Here is a 16,499-nt window from a genome sequence, read left to right on the forward strand (position 1 = left end):
CGGTGACGCCATCGCCGCACCACACCGAAACGAGCCCCGTGCACCCCGTCCGCATCGACTCCCTCGACGATCCCCGCCTCGATGACTTCGCCCGTCTGACCGACGTGGCGCTCCGTCGGGTCTCGGAGCCCGAGGGCGGCCTGTACATCGCCGAGTCGAACACGGTCATCGAGCGGGCGGTCCGCGCCGGTCACGTGCCGCGCAGCATCCTGGTGCAGGAGAAGTGGCTCGACACCGTCCTGCCGCTGGTCGCGGAGCACGACGGTCCTGTCTTCGTCGGTGCGGACGCCCTGCTCGAGGAGCTCACCGGTTTCCGCATGCACCGCGGTGCGATCGCTGCGATGCAGCGTCCCGAGCTGCCGAGCGTCGCCGACGTGGTGCGGGACGCGAAGGTCGTCGTCGTGCTCGAGGACATCGTCGACCACACGAACGTCGGTGCCGTGTTCCGCAGCGTCGCCGGTCTCGGCGCCGACGCGGTGCTCGTCAGCCCGCGCTGCGCCGACCCGCTGTACCGCCGGAGCGTCCGGGTGAGCATGGGCACCGTCCTGCAGGTGCCGTGGACCCGCATCGGCGACTGGCCCGCGGCGGGTGAGGAACTCCGCGCACAGGGCTTCCACCTGGCCGCGATGGCACTGACGGACGAGTCCGTCGACCTCGACGCCTTCGTGGCGGACCTGCCCGACAGGGTCGCGCTCGTGATGGGGACCGAGGGGCAGGGACTGACGCCGGCCGCGATCGCGTCGGCGGACACGACCGTCCGCATCCCGATGGCACACGGCGTCGACTCGCTCAACGTGGCCGCGGCGAGCGCCGTCGGTCTGTGGGCGGTCACCCACGCCCGGCGGCTCGCCTCCTAGCGCACCACCGAGACCGTCGGGAGGCCCGGGGCGGGCTGGTCCGGCAGCATGCGCCCGGCACGGATCACCAGGGCACGGTCGGTGTCCGGTCCGCCGACCAGGCACACACCGACGGGAGCGCCGGCCACGGTCATCGCCGGTGCGCTCACCGCGGGGAGCCCGCCGACGCTCGCGAGCGCGGTCATCGCCGTGGTGGCGGTCCGGGTGCGCTCGAGCGCTCGGGCGTCCGCGTCCAGCAGCGGTGCGGGCCCGGGGACGGTCGGGAACAGCAGGGTCCGACCGGCGAGGGCACCGCGGATCGTCGTGCGCACGGCGTCCAGGGCGGTGACGGCGTCGGCGGTCGCGTCGGGGTCGTTCGCCCCGGCCGCGCGGAACCGGTCACCGACCACGGCGCTCAGCGCTCCGGGGTGCGCGTCGATCCAGGGGCCGTGTGCTGCCAGGGCCTCGGCGGCCTGGACGAGCCGCAGCTGCTCCTGCAGGGCTCGGGGCTCCGGCATGCCGAGGTCGCGCAGTCGGACGGTGGCGACGGGTTCGTCGAGGGTCTCGACGAAGGCCGTGAAGGCCCGGGCGGTGTCCGGTTCGACGAGCGCGACGAGTTCCTCGGGGACGACGAGCACCGTCGCGTCGACCGCCTCGTCCGGCCCGGGCATCGGCGGGACGGTGGCGTCGAGGGCGGCGAGCAGCACCTCAGGGCTGCGGGTGAGCCACCCGACGGTGTCGAACGACGGCGCCAGGGGGAGCAGCCCGTCGCGGGACACCGTGCCGTGGGTCGTCCGGAGGCCCCAGAGTCCCTGGTACGAGGCGGGGACCCGCACCGAGCCCGCGGTGTCCGTGCCGATCCCGATCTCGACCATCCCGAGGCCGACGGCCGATGCGGATCCGCTGGACGAGCCTCCCGGCAGTCGGGTGGGGGCCGCGCTGTTCGGCGGTGTGCCGTGGTGCGCGTTCCGGCCGGTCAGGTTGTAGGCGAACTCGTCGGTGCGTGCGATCCCGCGGATCGACGCGCCGGCGGCGAGGAGCGCGGCGACCGCGGGGGCGGCCGTCGTCTCGACCGGTGCCTCGTGCAGGTACGTCGGGTTGCCCGCGCCGACCGGCTGGCCGGGCACGGCGTAGAGGTCCTTGACGGCGATGGTCAGGCCGTCGAGCGGCCCCACGGCGGTGGGTGCGACGAGCGGGTCGCCGACGGCCCGCCAGACGGTGGTGTCGACGGCTTTCGGGCGGCCGGTGACGTGGGCCGCTTCGATGCGCCAGCGGGGTCCGGCGCCGGGGTCGGTGTCGGTGTCGCCTTCGCCGTCGCGGCGCCAGAGCTGGGTCTGGAGGCCCTGCCCACCCGCGGCGAACCGGGACACCGACACGACGAGGGCGCGGTCCTCGGTCAGGGGGCGGACCTCGACGTGCGTCAGCGACCGGGTCGCGACCCCACCCCGTGCCCCGCGGAACGCGCTGATCGCGTCGTGCCCGACGAGCAGGCCGCGGTCGTCGCCGCGCATCGTGCCGGGGGAGTCGACGAAGGCGGCGTCGAGGGCGTCGAGGTCGTTCGCCAGCAGTGCGGTCTCGTAGGCGTGGATGGCTGCGAGCAGGCCGGCCGGGGCCTCGGGCGCGTCCGCCGTGGCCGGGGTGTGCGGCTTGGTCGACGTTCCGGGCGTGGTCATCGGGCGGGCTCCTCGAAGTCGGCCTTGCGGATGCGGGCGTGGACACCGGTCACCAGGTCCACCACCTGCGAGATGTTGAAGTCGGTCGCGGCGGACAGGTACGCGTACGCCAGGTGACGATCCATGCCCCAGCGGGCACCGAGGATCGCGACGGCGTGCCGGACGCACTGCCGGACGGCCTCGTCGAGGTCGGGGTCCATGCCGGTGGGCACCAGGAACTCCTGCGTCTCGGCGACGGGCCAGACCAGGTCGCCGAAGCGGGCGGCGGCCTCGGCTGCCGGGGTCAGGTCGAAGCGGATGGTGGCGCGGAGCGAGGCCTCCATCGCGGTGAGCGCCACCTCGCCGTCGCCCTGGGCGAAGTGCGGGTCGCCGACGTGGGCCAGCGCACCGGGGACGAGCACCGGCAGGTGCAGCTGCGAACCGACCTGCAGCAGGTTGACGTCGATGTTGCCGCCGTGACGACCGGGTGGGACGGAGTGCAGCCGCTCGCCGGGGGTCGCGACGCCCATGATCCCGAGGAACGGTGCCAGGGGGAAGTGCGCGAAGCGGTCGCCCGCGGCGGTGAGCGGGATGCGGCCCCGTCGCCCCTGGGCGGTGTCGACGACGTCGGCGAAGACGCTCACCGTCGTGCCGTCGACCGGGAACTCGCCGTGCAGGGCACCGCGGCCGTGCCGGTTCGAGACCACGCCGTAGTGCACCCGGGGCAGGGTCTCGAGCACCGTCATGGTCAGGACGTCACCGGGGCGGGCGCCGCGCACCGCGATCGGACCGGACACCACGTGGGGGCCGTCCGCCGTGGGGTCGCGGTGTCCGGAGCGGGCGATCGCGACGGCGTCGGCGAGGACGTGCTCCGGGGCCACACCGTGGTCGCCGAACCAGGCGACGGGGTCGCTGCCCTGGTCGGGCAGGATCCCCTCGTGGCTGACGGTGTCGATGGTGACGGACTCCCCGGCACCGATCGTCAGGGCGGGGACGTCACCGTCGCTCGGCAGCCGGCCCCACAGGACGGTCTCCGGGTCGACGGGCAGGGAGTGGTCGCCGCGGACGGGCCCGGCGCCGGGCTGCAGGGTCGGGACCGCGGGGGCGGTGTTCTGGTGTGCGGTGGTGCGGTGTGCGGTGGTGCGGTGTGCGCTGGTGTGGTGTGCGGTGGTCATCGGTCCGTCCTCCGTTCGACCAGGTGGGCCACGTCGGCGAGGTGGTCGGCCATCGCCCGGGCCGCGCCGTCGACGTCGTGCTGCCGGATCCGCTCGAGGATCCGCTCGTGCCACTCGAACGACGACCGCCGCCCCTCGCTGGTGCTGTGCGACCGGGCGCGGACGTCCTGCACCCATCCGCTGCTGAGCTCGCACAGGGACACGAGCAGGGGGTTGCCCGAGGTGCGGGCGACCTGCACGTGGAAGGCGACGTCCTGCGCGAGCGACTCCTCCGGGCTGAGGCCCGCGTGCGTGGCGGCGAGGATGCGTTCCAGGGTGAGCAGGTCGGCCGCACCCGCCCGCGCCGCCGCGAGTCCCGCGACCTGCGGCTCCACGACCGTCCGGAACTCGGCGACGTGCTCGGCCCGGTGGTCCAGGTCGTCGCGGTGGTGGTCGAGCAGGGCCGACGCCTCCTCCGGCCTCGGCAGCACGACGGTGCCACGACCAGGGGTCCGGGAGACCAGGCGACGGCGCTCCAGCTCCTGCAACGCCTCGCGGATCGTCGTGCGGGACACGGCGAGGTCCTCGGCGAGGGTGCGTTCCGGCGGCAGCTTGTCGCCGGGCTGCAGGTCGTCGAGCACGAGCGTGCCGAGGTGGGCGGCGGTCGCCGCACTCAGGGTCCGTCCACGGTGCATGCCATCGACCGTAGGGCCCGTTGGTCTGCTTGGTTCATTGGTACGACCAACTTTTACACGGCCGTCACATCCGGCGTCGGAACCCGAAACACGGTGGGCGAATGGTGGAGCACACCCCGCCAGCACCGACCGGAAGAGAGGTCCGACGTGGACCTGGTCCTCACCAATGCACGGCTGACCGACGGCCGTTCCGTCGACCTCGTGATCACCGACGGCCTGATCGCCAGCATCTCCGACACGCTCCCCGGTGCCGCCGCTCCCGCTGGTTCCGCCCGGGTGGTCGACTGCGCCGGCCGCGTCGTCATCCCCGGACTCATCGAAGCGCACCTGCACGTCGACAAGGCCCTGCTCGACCGGGAACGCCCGAACCCCGACGGCACACTCGCCGGAGCCATCGCCGTCACGGGCGAGCTCAAGCGCGGCTTCACCCACGCCACCGTCCGCGACCGCGCCCGCACCCTGCTCGACCAGGCCATCACGAACGGCACGACCCTCGTCCGCGCACACCCCGACGTCGACCCGATCGTCGGGCTCACCGGCGTCGAGGTCCTGCTCGACCTGCGCGACGAGTACCGGGACGCCCTCGACCTGCAGATCGTCGCCTTCCCCCAGGAGGGCATCGCGAAGGCACCGGGCACGCTGGCCCTGCTCCGCCGGGCGCTCGCCGCAGGGGCAGACGTCATCGGCGGCTGCACCTACAACGAGCGCACCCTCGCCGCGTGCCACGAGCACGTCGAGATCGTCCTGGACCTCGCCGAGGAGTTCGGCGTGCCGGCGGACCTGCACGCCGACTTCGCCGACGACACCTCCGACCCGCGGTACGCGCTCGCCGGGCACATCGCCGACCGTGTGGCCGCCCGCGGGCTGCAGGGGCGGGTGGCGCTCGGCCACGTGACCTCGGTCGCCAGCCTGCCCCGCGGCGAGCGCCGGGTGCTGTTCGACCGCCTGGCCGCCGCCGGGGTCGCCGTCGTGCCGCTGCCCGCGACCGACCTGCACCTCGGCGGCCGGTCCGACGACCACGACGTCCGCCGCGGGGTCGTGCCGGTCCGTGAGCTCTGGGACGCCGGCGTCACGAGCGCGTACGCGTCGAACAACGTCCGGAACGCCTTCACCCCGTTCGGGAACGCCGACCTGCTCGACGTCGGGCTCCTGCTGGCCCAGACCGGGCACCTGTCCGGACCGGACGACCTGCGACGGGTGCTCGCGATGGCCACCACCGGTGCCGCGCAGGTCGTCGGCGTCGCGGACACCCACGGCATCCGGCCCGGTGCCGCCGCCGACCTCGTCGTGCTCTCCACCACGGACCCGGACGGCGTGCTGCTCGACCGGCCGGACCGCGCCCTCGTCGTCAAGCGCGGCCGGGTCGTCGCCGAGACCACCAGGACCACCCGACTCACCACCAGCCGCACCACGAACCGATCGAAGGAACTCAGCCATGCGTGAACGGATCCCGCACGAGATCGTCGCCTCCGTCCTGGCCGGTGCCACGGCGTTCATCGGGGGCAACGCCCTGCACCTGCCGACCTGGGCGATCTTCATCAGCTGGGCGGGGATGTTCCTGCTCGGCAGCAAGCCGACGCTGCGGAACGCCACCCGGCTCTGGGCCGCGATGCCGATCGGGTCGGCGTTCGGTCTGGTCATCGTCCTGCTCGACCAGCGGTTCGGCACGCTCTTCGGCGAGGGGCAGGCGGGGCAGAACACCGTGCTGGCGCTGCTCATCCTCGTCGTGAACTGCGCGCTGATGTACACCGGTCGCACGAAGCTGTTCGGGCTCGTCCCCGGGATGTTCCTCGGGTTCGCCTCGTTCTTCGCGACGTGCTTCGGCGGGTTCGGCTTCGACCCGGGGAACGCCTGGGCCGCCTGGGTCTCGGTCGTGCTGATGAACGCGCTCGGCCCGGTGTTCGCGTACCTGTCCCGTCGCCTGACTTTCGCGCGGCCCGAGACGACCGGCGCGGCCGATGTGGCCGACCCGGCCGTGGGTGCGCACCCCGCCAGCCCGGCCGCCCAGGCCCCTGCTCCGGAACGGCAGCCCGACCAGCCGGTCGCAGCCTCGGCCTAGGAGCGGACCGGTACGCTCGGGTCCCGTGTCACGAGTCGTCCGCCGCCCCCGCTCCGCCGTCCGGAGGCCGGTCACGATCTCGGTGGTCGCCGTGCTGCTCCTGGTGGCCGGGTACCTCGTCGCCGCGGCCGTCGTGCCGTTCGGTCCGGCGAGCGCCAGCACCACCACCTACTCGGCACCGAGGACGACTGCCCCGGCACTGAGCTTCCCGGGCTACGGCGCGACCGCGGTCGAAGCGACGGACTTCCCCGAGAGCCTGCGTACCAGTGGCGACACGAAGCCCCGGTCCATCGCGAGCATCACGAAGGTCGTCACGGCGCTCGTGGTGCTCGACGAGAAGCCGATGGCGCCCGGACAGTCGGGCCCGGCCATCCGCTTCACGAAGCAGATGGAGGGCCTGTACGCGAAGTACGCGGCGCAGAACGGCGAGGTCGCCCCGATGCCGGCCGGCCTGAAGCTCACCGAGCACCAGGCGTTCCAGGTGATGCTCATGAAGTCGGCCAACAACTACGCCGGCGCGCTCGCCATCTGGGCCTTCGGATCCCTCGACGCCTACGAGCGAGCGGCCGCGAAGTGGCTCGACGAGCAGGGCCTCGACGACACGACGATCCACGAGCCGACCGGCCTCGACCCGGACAACACCTCGACCGCGACCGACCTGGTCGAGCTCGGGCAGCTGGCGCTCGCGAACCCGGTCGTCAAGGACATCGTCGGCACGCAGGACGTCACGATCCCGACGGTCGGCGCGATCGAGAACTCGAACAAGCTCCTCGGGCTCGACGGCGTCGAGGGGATCAAGACCGGCACGCTCGACGAGGCCGGGGCCTGCCTGCTGTTCGCGGCGACGTACGAGCGTGGCGGCAGGCAGGTCACCGTCGTCGGCGTGATGCTCGGTGGCGTGGACCACGACTCCCTCGACAACGACGTGCAGCGGTTGCTGCGGTCCGTCGCGGACAACTTCCAGGTGGTGACGCTCACCCACCAGGGGCAGACCTTCGGCACCTTCTCGACCCCGTGGCAGGACGAGGCGGACGCGGTCACGACGAAGGCCGCCGAGGTGCTCGTGTGGGGGAAGACCACGGTCACCGCGAAGGCGACGCTCGAGCGGGTGACCTTCGGCACGAAGGGCGAGCGGGTCGGGCGGGTCCGGTTCCGCATCTCCGACCACGACCCGGTCACGGTGCCGCTCGCGCTCGCGCGGACGATCGACGACCCCGGCGTCTGGTGGCGTTGGACGAACCCGTTCCAGGGGGCGTGACGCTCGTCGGTGCCCGACCGTAGAGTCGGTCGGGTGACGACGATGACGACGTTCCCCCGGACCACCCCCTCCGCCCTCGACGTCGACGCCCGCGGAGTCCTCGCGTTCGTCGACGCCCTCGAGTCGACACCCGGCGTCGAGCCGCACAGCTTCATGCTGCTCCGGCACGGCCAGGTCGCTGCCGGGGGGTGGTGGCAGCCGTACTCGGCCGACCGCGTGCACCTGCTCTACTCGCTGAGCAAGAGCTTCACCGCAGCGGCCGTCGGCATCGCCGTGCGACAGGGCCTGGTCGACCTCGACGCGACCGTGCTGTCGTACTTCCCGGAGCTCGACGCCGACGTCACCGATGAGCGCAGCCGCCGGATGCGGGTGCGGCACCTGCTCGCGATGGCGAGCGGGCACCGCGAGGAGACGCTCGAACGGGCGGAGGCCCTCGATCCGACGAACACGGTGCGCGGGTTCCTGCTGCTCCCGCCGGACGAGGAGCCCGGCTCGGTCTTCGCGTACAACCAGCCGTGCACGTACACGCTCGCGAGCATCGTCCGGCGCGTGACCGGCGGGTCGCTCGTGGCCTGGCTCCGCCCGCACCTGCTCGACCCGCTCGGCATCGACGACCTCGCGTGGCGCCGCGACGACACCGGCGCGGAGTTCGGGTTCAGCGGGTGCTACGCCACGACCGACGCGGTCGCGAAGCTCGGCCAGCTGTACCTGCAGGACGGCGTCTGGAACGGCGAGCGGATCCTCGACGCCGACTGGGTCGAACAGGCCACGAGCACGCAGGTCGCCAACCCGGACGAGGCCAACCCGGACTGGTCGAAGGGGTACGGCTTCCAGTTCTGGATGGCCCGCCACGGTTTCCGCGGCGACGGCGCCTACGGTCAGTTCTGCGTCGTCCTGCCGGAGCAGGACGTCGTGCTCGCGATCACCGGTCAGACCGTCGACATGCAGGCGGTCCTCGACGCGGCCTGGCAGCACCTCCTGCCCGCCGTCGACGGCACGACCGACACGGATGCGGACACCGCACTGGAGGCCCGGCTCGCCTCCCTCGGGCTGCCACCGGTGCAGGGTGGTCGCCTTCCGGAGCACCTCGCCGACGTCGAGCTGCGGTCGCGTCCCGGCGGGATCCTCGATGCCGCCACGTTCGCGCGCGGTGCAGACGGGATCCGCCTGACGATCACCGACGACGGCCGGTCGGAGTCCGTGCCGCTCGGCGAAGGACGGTGGGCCGTCGAGGGCGCCCTCGCGGCGAGTGCGGCGACCGAGCCGGAGGGCACCGTGCTCGTCGCGGTCCGCTTCCTGGAGACCCCGCACCTGCTGCACCTGCGAGTCGACCTCGACGCGGGCACGGTCGGGGCGAAGTGGAAGACCGAGCCGCTGCACGACGGTCCGATGACGCTCCGTCGCCCCGCTGACTGACCGGTGCCGACCACGGGGTGCGCACGACCCCGTTCGCGGCGCGCACGACGCGGTTCGCGCCCCCGTAGCGTCATCGCGCCCCGGTGAGCCGGGGCGCGATGACCGTGGTGTGCCGCGGCTGCGCAGGCGTGCGGACTCGAAGGGGCGTCGTCGGCTACGGGGTGTCGGAGGGGTGCTCGGTGACGATCTGCAGCTCGGGCCGCTTCGCCGTCACCCCGTCGCCGGACGAGGTGTGCTTGATGCGGCGGACCACCCACGGCACCAGGTACTCCCTGGCCCACCCGAGGTCCTCGGCGCGGGCCTCGCGCCACGGGCGTGCCTCGAGCGGGTCCGGGTTGAACGGTTCGAGTCCGTGCGGCACACCGAGGGTGTCGAGCACCGCGGCGGCGATCGTGGAGTGGCCCATCGGGGAGTGGTGCAGCCGGTCCGGAGCCCACATCCGCGGGTCCCGGAGCACGCGGAGTGCCCACATGTTGGCCACCAGGGCGCCGTGCTTCAGGGCGATGGCGTGCAGGTTCTCGTTGTAGATCGCCGTCTTGCCGCGGACCATGCCGAGCACCGGGGTCATCCCGACGTCCGGGCCGGTGAACAGCACGACGGTGGCACCGTCGCGCCGCAGGTCCGCGACGAGCCGGTCCACCCGTTCGGCGAGTTCGTCCGGGTCCGAGCCGGGGCGGATGATGTCGTTGCCGCCGGCCGACACCGTGATGAGGTCCGGGTGCAGGGCGACGGCGGCCTCGGCCTGCTCGTCGATGATCTGCTGGAGCAGCCGCCCGCGGATCGCGAGGTTCGCGTACGCGAAGTCGTCCGTCTGGTGTGCCAGCACCTCGGCGACGCGGTCCGCCCAGCCGCGGTTGCCGCCCGGGACGGTCGGGTCGGGGTCCCCGATCCCCTCGGTGAACGAGTCACCGATCGCGACGTACCTGGTCCAAGGATGACGATCTGACACGTCCCGGACCCTAGTCTCGTGGCATGACGAAGGCCAACACGGACGCCGTCGGCTGGTCGGTGCCCGACGAACTGCTCGACCGCATCGCCGGGCGCGCCTCCGGGTACGACGCCGCGAACGCGTTCTGCACCGAGGACCTCGACGAGCTCCGCGCCGCCGGCTACCTGCGGATCGGTGTCCCCGTCGAGCAGGGCGGGGCGGGCCTCGGCCTCCGCGCCACCGCCGACGTGCAGCGCGCCCTCGCCCAGGCCGCGCCGGCGACGGCGCTCGGCCTCGGCATGCACCAGGTGTGGGTGCAGGCGGCGCGCGCCGTCCGTGCGCGAGGTGAGTCGTTCCTCCAGGCCGTCACCGACCACGCGGCGGACGACCAGCTGCTCGCCTTCGGGGTGAGCGAACCCGGCAACGACGCCGTGCTGTTCGACTCGTCGACGACGGCGGAGCCGGACGGCGACGGCGGGTACCGGTTCACCGGCACGAAGGTGTTCACCTCCCTCGCTCCGGCGTGGGACGTCATGAGCGTCTTCGGCAAGGACGCCTCGGGGGCGGAACCCCGGCTCGTGCACGGCTTCGTGCTGCGGTCGGACGGCGACGTCGAACACCTGGACGACTGGGACACGCTCGGGATGCGCGCGACGCAGAGCCGCACCACGAAGCTGCACGGCGTGCACGTCCCGGCTGGCCGCATCGTCCGGTCACTGCCGGTCGGGCCGAACCAGGACCCACTCGTGTTCGGGATCTTCGCCTCGTTCGAGCTCCTCATCGCGTCGGTGTACGCCGGGATCGCCGAGCGGGCGATCGCGCTCGCGGCGACCGCCGTGGCGGGGCGGACCGCGGCCGACGGTACTCGGCGGTCGGAGGACCCCGACGTGCGCCGGGCGATCGCCGACCTGCGCGGCGCGGTCGACGCGATCACGCTGCAGGTCGACTCGTTGGCGCGGTCGGTCGACGAGGTCGACGACCTCGGAGCCCGGTGGTTCCCGCTGCTCGTCGGCACGAAGGCGCGGGCCGTGGACACGGCGCAGCACGTCGTGGACGAGGCCATGCGCGTCGTCGGCGGCTCGGCGTTCCGGGCGTCGAGTGAGCTGGCGCGGCTGGCGCGTGACGTCCGGGCGGGGCAGTACCACCCGTCGTCGCGCGACTCCGCGGCGCGGACGATCGCCGCGTCGGTGCTCGGCCCGCTCGGCTGAGCGCTGCGCTCCGGGGCGCTTCCGGTGCGCTTCCGGTGCGAGGGTGGCGTGGCCGCGCTCGGTGCCGAGTCCGTCGGCCGGTGCGGGGTTGGCGCGGCGGCGCACCGTGCGGGGTCCGTCGGCGGGTGCGGGGTTGGCGTGGCGGCGCTCGGTGCGGGGTCCGTCGGCCGGTGCGAGGTTGGCCGATCGGTGTTGCCTTGCGGCGCCGCACCGTGCGACCAACCCGGCACCGAGTTGCGAAGGGCGCGCGGTGCCGCGGGCGATGGCGTGGCGGCGCACCGTGCGGGGTCCGTCGGCAGGTGCGAGGTTGGCCGCTCGGTGCTGCATTGTGGCGTCGCACCGTGCAACCAACCCGGCACCGAGTTGCGAAGGGCGCACGGTGCGATGACGGGCGAGCAACCGCGCACGACGGGACGAACCTCGCACCGTGCGGCCGTCGGCACGCCCGGCACGGCGATGTCGGTGGCGCCTGGCATCATCTCGGTGTGAGCAAGCAGGACGGACGGAACCGCCTCGTCTCCGACGCACCGGTGGACGACGTCTCGGCGACCGTGCTGCACGTCGACATGGACGCCTTCTTCGCCTCCGTCGAACTGCTCGACCGCCCCGACCTGCAGGGCCTGCCGGTCATCGTGGGCCACGACTCCGACCGCTCCGTCGTCACGGCGGCCACCTACGAAGCCCGTCGGTACGGCGTGAACTCCGCCATGCCGATGGCCGTCGCCAAACGCCGCTGCCCGAACGCCGTGATCGTCGAACCGCACTTCGAGAAGTACCGGGCGAAGTCCGCGGCCGTGATGGCGATCTTCGACCGGTTCACCCCGCGGGTCGAGCGGCTCGGCATCGACGAGGCGTTCCTCGACGTCGCCGGCGCGCTCCGGCTCTACGGCACGCCGTGGCAGATCGGCCAGGCGATCCGCCGCACGGTCTTCGCCGAGACCGGGCTGCACTGCTCGGTCGGTGCGGCATCGACCAAGTTCGTGGCGAAGCTCGCCTCCAGCCGGTCGAAGCCGGACGGCCTCCTCGTCGTGCCCGAAGCGGACACCGTGGCGTTCCTGCACCCGCAGCCGGTCTCCGCGCTCTGGGGCGTGGGCGGCAAGACGCAGGAGACGCTCGAACGCCGGGGCATCCGCACCGTCGGCGACCTGGCGAACACCCCGCTCGGCTCGCTCGTCTCGGCACTCGGCCCGGCTGGCGGGCAGCGGCTGCACGACCTGTCCTGGGGTCGCGACCCGCGCGTGGTCGACACCGGCGTCGGCGAGAAGTCGATCGGGCACGAGGTCACCTTCGGCCGCGACCTGACCGAGCGCGACGACGTCGCTCGCGAACTCCTCCGCCTGGCCGACAAGGTCGCGGTCCGCCTGCGCCAGGCCGACGTGCAGGCCCGGACGGTGGCGCTCAAGGTCCGCTACACCGACTTCACCACGCTGACCCGGTCGCGCACCCTGGCGGAACCGACCGACGTCGCGAAGCGCCTGCACCGCGAAGCCGTCGAGCTGTACGACGTGCTGCACCGACCCGGCAACCAGATCCGGCTGATCGGCGTGCGCGGCGAGAACCTCGTGCCGACGGCTGCCAGCAACGCCCTGTGGGACGACGACGCGCCGTGGCGTGACACCGAGACCACCGTGGACGCGGTCGCCGCTCGCTTCGGCGCCGGCGTCCTGCGACCGGCATCCCTGGTCCGTCGGACCCCTGACGGGGGCGTCCCGCACGCTCGGCAGGACTGACGGTGGCGGTAGAATCGGGTTCAGTGAGCGCAGCGGAGTACGAAGACCAGCAGCCCGCCACGCTGTGGGCGGAGTCGGGTGACGACCAGTCCGGCGCCGGCGGCACATCGCCGACGCTCGACACGGCGCAGGCCGACGGTGACGCCGCCCGTGACGAAGCCGACGCCGCGGCCCTGGCCGAAGCGGCCGGCAACTCGGCGGTCCAGCACCTGTCGCCGGCGTTCCCGGACCGGGCCGCATGGGGCACGGCATCGAAGCTCCGTGCCTGGCAGATCGAAGCGCTCACGAAGTACTTCGAGAAGGAACCCCGCGACTTCCTGACGGCAGCGACCCCGGGTGCCGGCAAGACCACCTTCGCGCTCCGACTGGCGACCGAGCTCCTGGCCCGCGGCACCGTCGACCGCATCGTCGTCGTCGCACCGACCGAGCACCTGAAGCGCCAGTGGGCCGACTCCGCCGACCGCGTGGGCATCCGGATCGACCCGATGTTCAAGAACGGCGACGGCATGTTCGGCCGGCACTACCAGGGCGTCGCGATCACCTACGCCCAGGTCGGCATGAACCCCGAAGTGCACAAGCGCATCACCGAGGGCGGGCGCACCCTGGTCGTCCTCGACGAGGTCCACCACGGCGGCGACGCCCTGACGTGGGGCGACGGCATCAGGGAAGCGTTCTCCGGTGCCACCCGACGGCTCTCGCTGTCGGGGACCCCGTTCCGGTCCGACACCGCACCGATCCCGTTCGTGCAGTACGCCCCCGACGAGCAGGGCATCCGCACCTCGATCTCCGACTACAACTACGGCTACGGCCGCGCACTCAAGGACGGCGTCGTCCGCCCGGTGCTGTTCATGGCCTACGCCGGCCAGATGCGCTGGAAGACCCGGATGGGCGACGAGATGTCGGCCTCGTTGGGTGAGCAGGTCACGAAGGACATCACGGCCCAGGCCTGGCGCACCGCACTGTCGCCCGAGGGCGAGTGGATGCCGGCCGTGCTCTCCGCCGCCGACAAGCGCCTGACCGAGGTCCGCCGTGGTGTGCCCGACGCCGGCGGTCTGGTCATCGCCACGGACACCACCACGGCCCGCGCCTACGCCCGGATCCTGCAGCAGATCACGGGGGAGCGCCCGACCGTGGTGCTGTCCGACGAAGCCGCGGGGTCGAGCCGCATCAGCGCCTTCGCCGAGGACACCTCGCGCTGGATGGTCGCCGTCCGCATGGTCTCCGAAGGCGTCGACGTCCCACGGCTCTGCGTCGGCGTCTACGCCACGAGCGCGAGCACGCCGCTGTTCTTCGCACAGGTCATCGGCCGCTTCGTCCGTGCCCGTCGTCGTGGTGAGACCGCGAGTGTCTTCCTGCCGAGCGTCCCCGGCCTGATGGCCCTCGCCGCCACCCTCGAGCTCGAGCGCGACCACGCCCTCGACCGCCCGAAGGACGCCGACGACGGGATGTACAACCCCGAAGACGTCATGGTCGCCGAGGCCAACAAGGAAGACCGTGCGTCCGAGAGCCTGCTCGAGGTCCAGCCGTTCGAGGCGCTCGACTCGCAGGCGTCCTTCGACCGCGTCCTCTACGACGGCGGCGAGTTCGGTACCGGCGGCGAGGTCGGTTCCCTCGAGGAGCTCGACTTCATCGGCATCCCGGGGCTCCTCGAACCCGACCAGGTGCGCGACCTCCTGCGCGCCCGGCAGGCGACCCAGGCCAAGCGGTCCAAGGGCCGGACGGCCAAGGACGGCCTGCCCAAGGCGCCCGAGCCCGACCGCCCGATGTACATGACGATCAAGGAACAGCGGACCGAGCTCGCCCGGCTCGTGTCGATCTGGTCCCGTCACTCGAACGAGCCGCACGGATCGATCCACGCCGAACTCCGGCGCATCAGCGGTGGCCCGGCCGTGGCACAGGCGAGCATCGAGCAGATCCAGAAGCGCATCGACATCCTGCGCTCCCGCATCGGCGGACGTCGGTGACGGCGGCGTGATCGAGCCGGTCGACGATCGCACCTGGTACGTCAAACGCGATCCCGAGGCGTCGCCCGAGGCGATCATCGACCGCTTCGGCGGCGGCTACCGGCTGCGCCGCTTCTCGCTCACCGAGTCCCGCCGCACCCCGCACGGAGTGTTCACGGGCCCCGAACTCGCCGAGACCGCGTGGTGGCGGCTCCGCGACAGGCCGCGGAACTCATGACGCGCCAAGCCAAAGTCCGGTAGACCGGAGGAATGGCAGACTCGATCCCTCACGTCCTCGTCCTCGGCGGCGGCTCCGCTGGCTACGCCACGGTCAAGCAGCTCCAGAAGCACGCGGCCACGGTGCCCATGCGGATCACGCTGGTGGACCAGAACACCTACTACACGTACCTGCCGTTCCTGCCCGAGGTCGCCGGTGGCCACATCGCACCGAAGGACGTCACCGTCGAGCTGCGCCGTGCGCTGCGCAAGACCCGCGTGATCCAGGGCAAGGTCACCGCGATCTCCTCGGCCGACAAGACCGTCTCGATCGCGACCGCCGGCGGCGACGACCGCACCCTCGGCTACGACCAGCTCGTCGTCGCCCTCGGCTCCGTCACCCGCACGTTCCCGACCCCCGGACTCGAGGAGTACGGCGTCGGCTTCAAGAGCGTCGAAGAGGCCGCCTACGTGCGCGCCAAGCTCCTCGACAACATCGCGAAGGCTGCTGCCACGCGGGACGAGGACGAGCGCCGTCGTCTGCTGACCAGCGTGTTCGTCGGCGGTGGCTACACCGGCGTCGAGGCGATCGGTGAGCTGTTCGACGTGTCGCAGGCCGCCATCAAGACCTACCCGTCGCTCGCCGGCGAGCAGCCCCGCTGGGTGCTCATCGACGCGCTCGACCGCGTCGCGCCCGAGGTCGGCCCGGAGCTGTCCAAGTGGACGCTCGAGTCGCTCCGCGCCCGCGGCATCGACGTCCGCCTGAAGACCACCATGCCGAGCGCCGAGGGTGGTGTCGTCAAGTTCTCCGACGGTGACGAGTTCGCCACCGGACTGCTCGTCTGGACCGCAGGCGTCAAGCCGAACCCGCTCCTCGACGCCTCCGACCTGCCGCGCGGGCCGAAGGGCCACCTCGCCGCGAACGCGAAGCTCCAGGTCGAGGCCGAGGACACCCACCAGGTCGTCGAGGGCGTCTGGGGCCTGGGCGACGTCGCGCAGGTGCCCGACCTGACCGCCGACAAGCAGCCGGCGTTCTACCCGCCGAACGCGCAGAACGCCGTCCGTCAGGCCGTGGTCGCCGCCGACAACATCGTCGCGACCATCACCGGCAAGCCGCTCGAGGAGTACCGCCACCCCTCCATCGGCACCGTCGCGTCGTACGGTGTGGGCAAGGGTGCCGCGAACATCAAGGGCATCAAGATGACCAACCTGTTCGCGTGGCTCGCGCACCGCGCCTACCACGTGTACGCGATGCCGACCCTGAACCGGAAGGCGCGCATCGTCATCGGCTGGATCACGGGCGCCGTGTCCGGTCGCGACGCGACCTCCCTGATCAAGGAGACCGACCCGCGACGCAACTTCGTCGAGGCGTCGAAGAGCTAGACGCACCCACGGACGCACGGG

At 72.6% G+C, this 16,499-nt stretch carries 14 protein-coding genes; 10 read left to right on the forward strand and 4 right to left on the reverse strand.

Annotation, left to right across the window (positions count from 1 at the left end; translation table 11 throughout):
* The first annotated feature begins 38 nt into the window (after positions 1-38).
* On the forward strand, positions 39-857 hold the full coding sequence (locus BOSE127_RS16845; protein ID WP_017887288.1) for a TrmH family RNA methyltransferase: 819 nt from the start codon (positions 39-41) through the stop codon (positions 855-857).
* On the opposite strand, the gene BOSE127_RS16850 is transcribed toward BOSE127_RS16845, so the two are convergent.
* From BOSE127_RS16850 to BOSE127_RS16860, 3 genes are read right to left on the reverse strand one after another with little or no spacing between them, the layout of a single operon-like run.
* Entirely contained in the window at positions 854-2,509 is a 1,656-nt protein-coding gene (locus BOSE127_RS16850) for an AtzH-like domain-containing protein (protein WP_159558063.1), read from the reverse strand. The two genes, BOSE127_RS16845 and BOSE127_RS16850, sit on opposite strands and share 4 nt — an antisense overlap.
* Positions 2,506-3,663 carry an acetamidase/formamidase family protein gene (locus tag BOSE127_RS16855; RefSeq protein ID WP_017887290.1) on the reverse strand — a complete coding sequence of 386 codons (1,158 nt, stop codon included), beginning with the start codon at positions 3,661-3,663 and terminating at the stop codon, positions 2,506-2,508. Before BOSE127_RS16855 ends, BOSE127_RS16850 begins: the two co-directional genes overlap by 4 nt.
* On the reverse strand, positions 3,660-4,337 hold the full coding sequence (locus BOSE127_RS16860; RefSeq protein WP_042540895.1) for a FadR/GntR family transcriptional regulator: 678 nt from the start codon (positions 4,335-4,337) through the stop codon (positions 3,660-3,662). The genes BOSE127_RS16855 and BOSE127_RS16860 overlap by 4 nt, the downstream gene beginning before the upstream one ends.
* A gap of 147 nt (positions 4,338-4,484) precedes the next feature.
* Between BOSE127_RS16860 and BOSE127_RS16865 the strand changes: the two genes are divergently transcribed.
* From BOSE127_RS16865 to BOSE127_RS16880, 4 genes are read left to right on the forward strand one after another with little or no spacing between them, the layout of a single operon-like run.
* Positions 4,485-5,780 (forward strand): amidohydrolase family protein, encoded by a 1,296-nt coding sequence (locus BOSE127_RS16865; RefSeq protein WP_159558065.1) that lies wholly within the window; start codon positions 4,485-4,487, stop codon positions 5,778-5,780.
* Complete coding sequence (locus tag BOSE127_RS16870) at positions 5,773-6,396, forward strand: DUF1097 domain-containing protein (RefSeq protein ID WP_017887293.1); 624 nt, start codon at positions 5,773-5,775, stop codon at positions 6,394-6,396. The genes BOSE127_RS16865 and BOSE127_RS16870 overlap by 8 nt, the downstream gene beginning before the upstream one ends.
* Positions 6,397-6,421: 25 nt before the next feature.
* Positions 6,422-7,654 carry a D-alanyl-D-alanine carboxypeptidase family protein gene (locus tag BOSE127_RS16875; RefSeq protein ID WP_081612295.1) on the forward strand — a complete coding sequence of 411 codons (1,233 nt, stop codon included), beginning with the start codon at positions 6,422-6,424 and terminating at the stop codon, positions 7,652-7,654.
* 42 nt (positions 7,655-7,696) lie between these two features.
* Positions 7,697-9,070 carry a serine hydrolase domain-containing protein gene (locus BOSE127_RS16880; RefSeq protein ID WP_236559604.1) on the forward strand — a complete coding sequence of 458 codons (1,374 nt, stop codon included), beginning with the start codon at positions 7,697-7,699 and terminating at the stop codon, positions 9,068-9,070.
* Between the two features lie 154 nt (positions 9,071-9,224).
* On the opposite strand, the gene BOSE127_RS16885 is transcribed toward BOSE127_RS16880, so the two are convergent.
* On the reverse strand, positions 9,225-10,019 hold the full coding sequence (locus tag BOSE127_RS16885; RefSeq protein WP_056068694.1) for an SGNH/GDSL hydrolase family protein: 795 nt from the start codon (positions 10,017-10,019) through the stop codon (positions 9,225-9,227).
* 23 nt (positions 10,020-10,042) lie between these two features.
* Between BOSE127_RS16885 and BOSE127_RS16890 the strand changes: the two genes are divergently transcribed.
* The 5 genes from BOSE127_RS16890 to BOSE127_RS16910 all read left to right on the forward strand — a co-directional run bounded on the left by BOSE127_RS16890 (position 10,043) and on the right by BOSE127_RS16910 (position 16,478).
* On the forward strand, positions 10,043-11,206 hold the full coding sequence (locus BOSE127_RS16890; protein ID WP_159558069.1) for an acyl-CoA dehydrogenase family protein: 1,164 nt from the start codon (positions 10,043-10,045) through the stop codon (positions 11,204-11,206).
* A 485-nt stretch (positions 11,207-11,691) separates the two neighbouring features.
* Positions 11,692-12,936: a DNA polymerase IV gene (gene dinB / locus BOSE127_RS16895; RefSeq protein WP_071251616.1), complete on the forward strand. Its 1,245-nt coding sequence runs from the start codon at positions 11,692-11,694 to the stop codon at positions 12,934-12,936.
* A gap of 173 nt (positions 12,937-13,109) precedes the next feature.
* Positions 13,110-14,900, forward strand: a complete 1,791-nt coding sequence (locus BOSE127_RS16900; RefSeq protein ID WP_031259805.1) for a DEAD/DEAH box helicase — start codon at positions 13,110-13,112, stop codon at positions 14,898-14,900.
* Between the two features lie 7 nt (positions 14,901-14,907).
* Positions 14,908-15,117, forward strand: a complete 210-nt coding sequence (locus tag BOSE127_RS16905; RefSeq protein ID WP_017887301.1) for a hypothetical protein — start codon at positions 14,908-14,910, stop codon at positions 15,115-15,117.
* 32 nt (positions 15,118-15,149) lie between these two features.
* Positions 15,150-16,478, forward strand: a complete 1,329-nt coding sequence (locus tag BOSE127_RS16910; protein WP_017887302.1) for an NAD(P)/FAD-dependent oxidoreductase — start codon at positions 15,150-15,152, stop codon at positions 16,476-16,478.
* The last annotated feature ends 21 nt before the right edge of the window (positions 16,479-16,499 follow it).

It is taken from the genome of Curtobacterium sp. 8I-2, from assembly GCF_902506155.1.
GTDB classification, from domain to species: domain Bacteria; phylum Actinomycetota; class Actinomycetes; order Actinomycetales; family Microbacteriaceae; genus Curtobacterium; species Curtobacterium poinsettiae.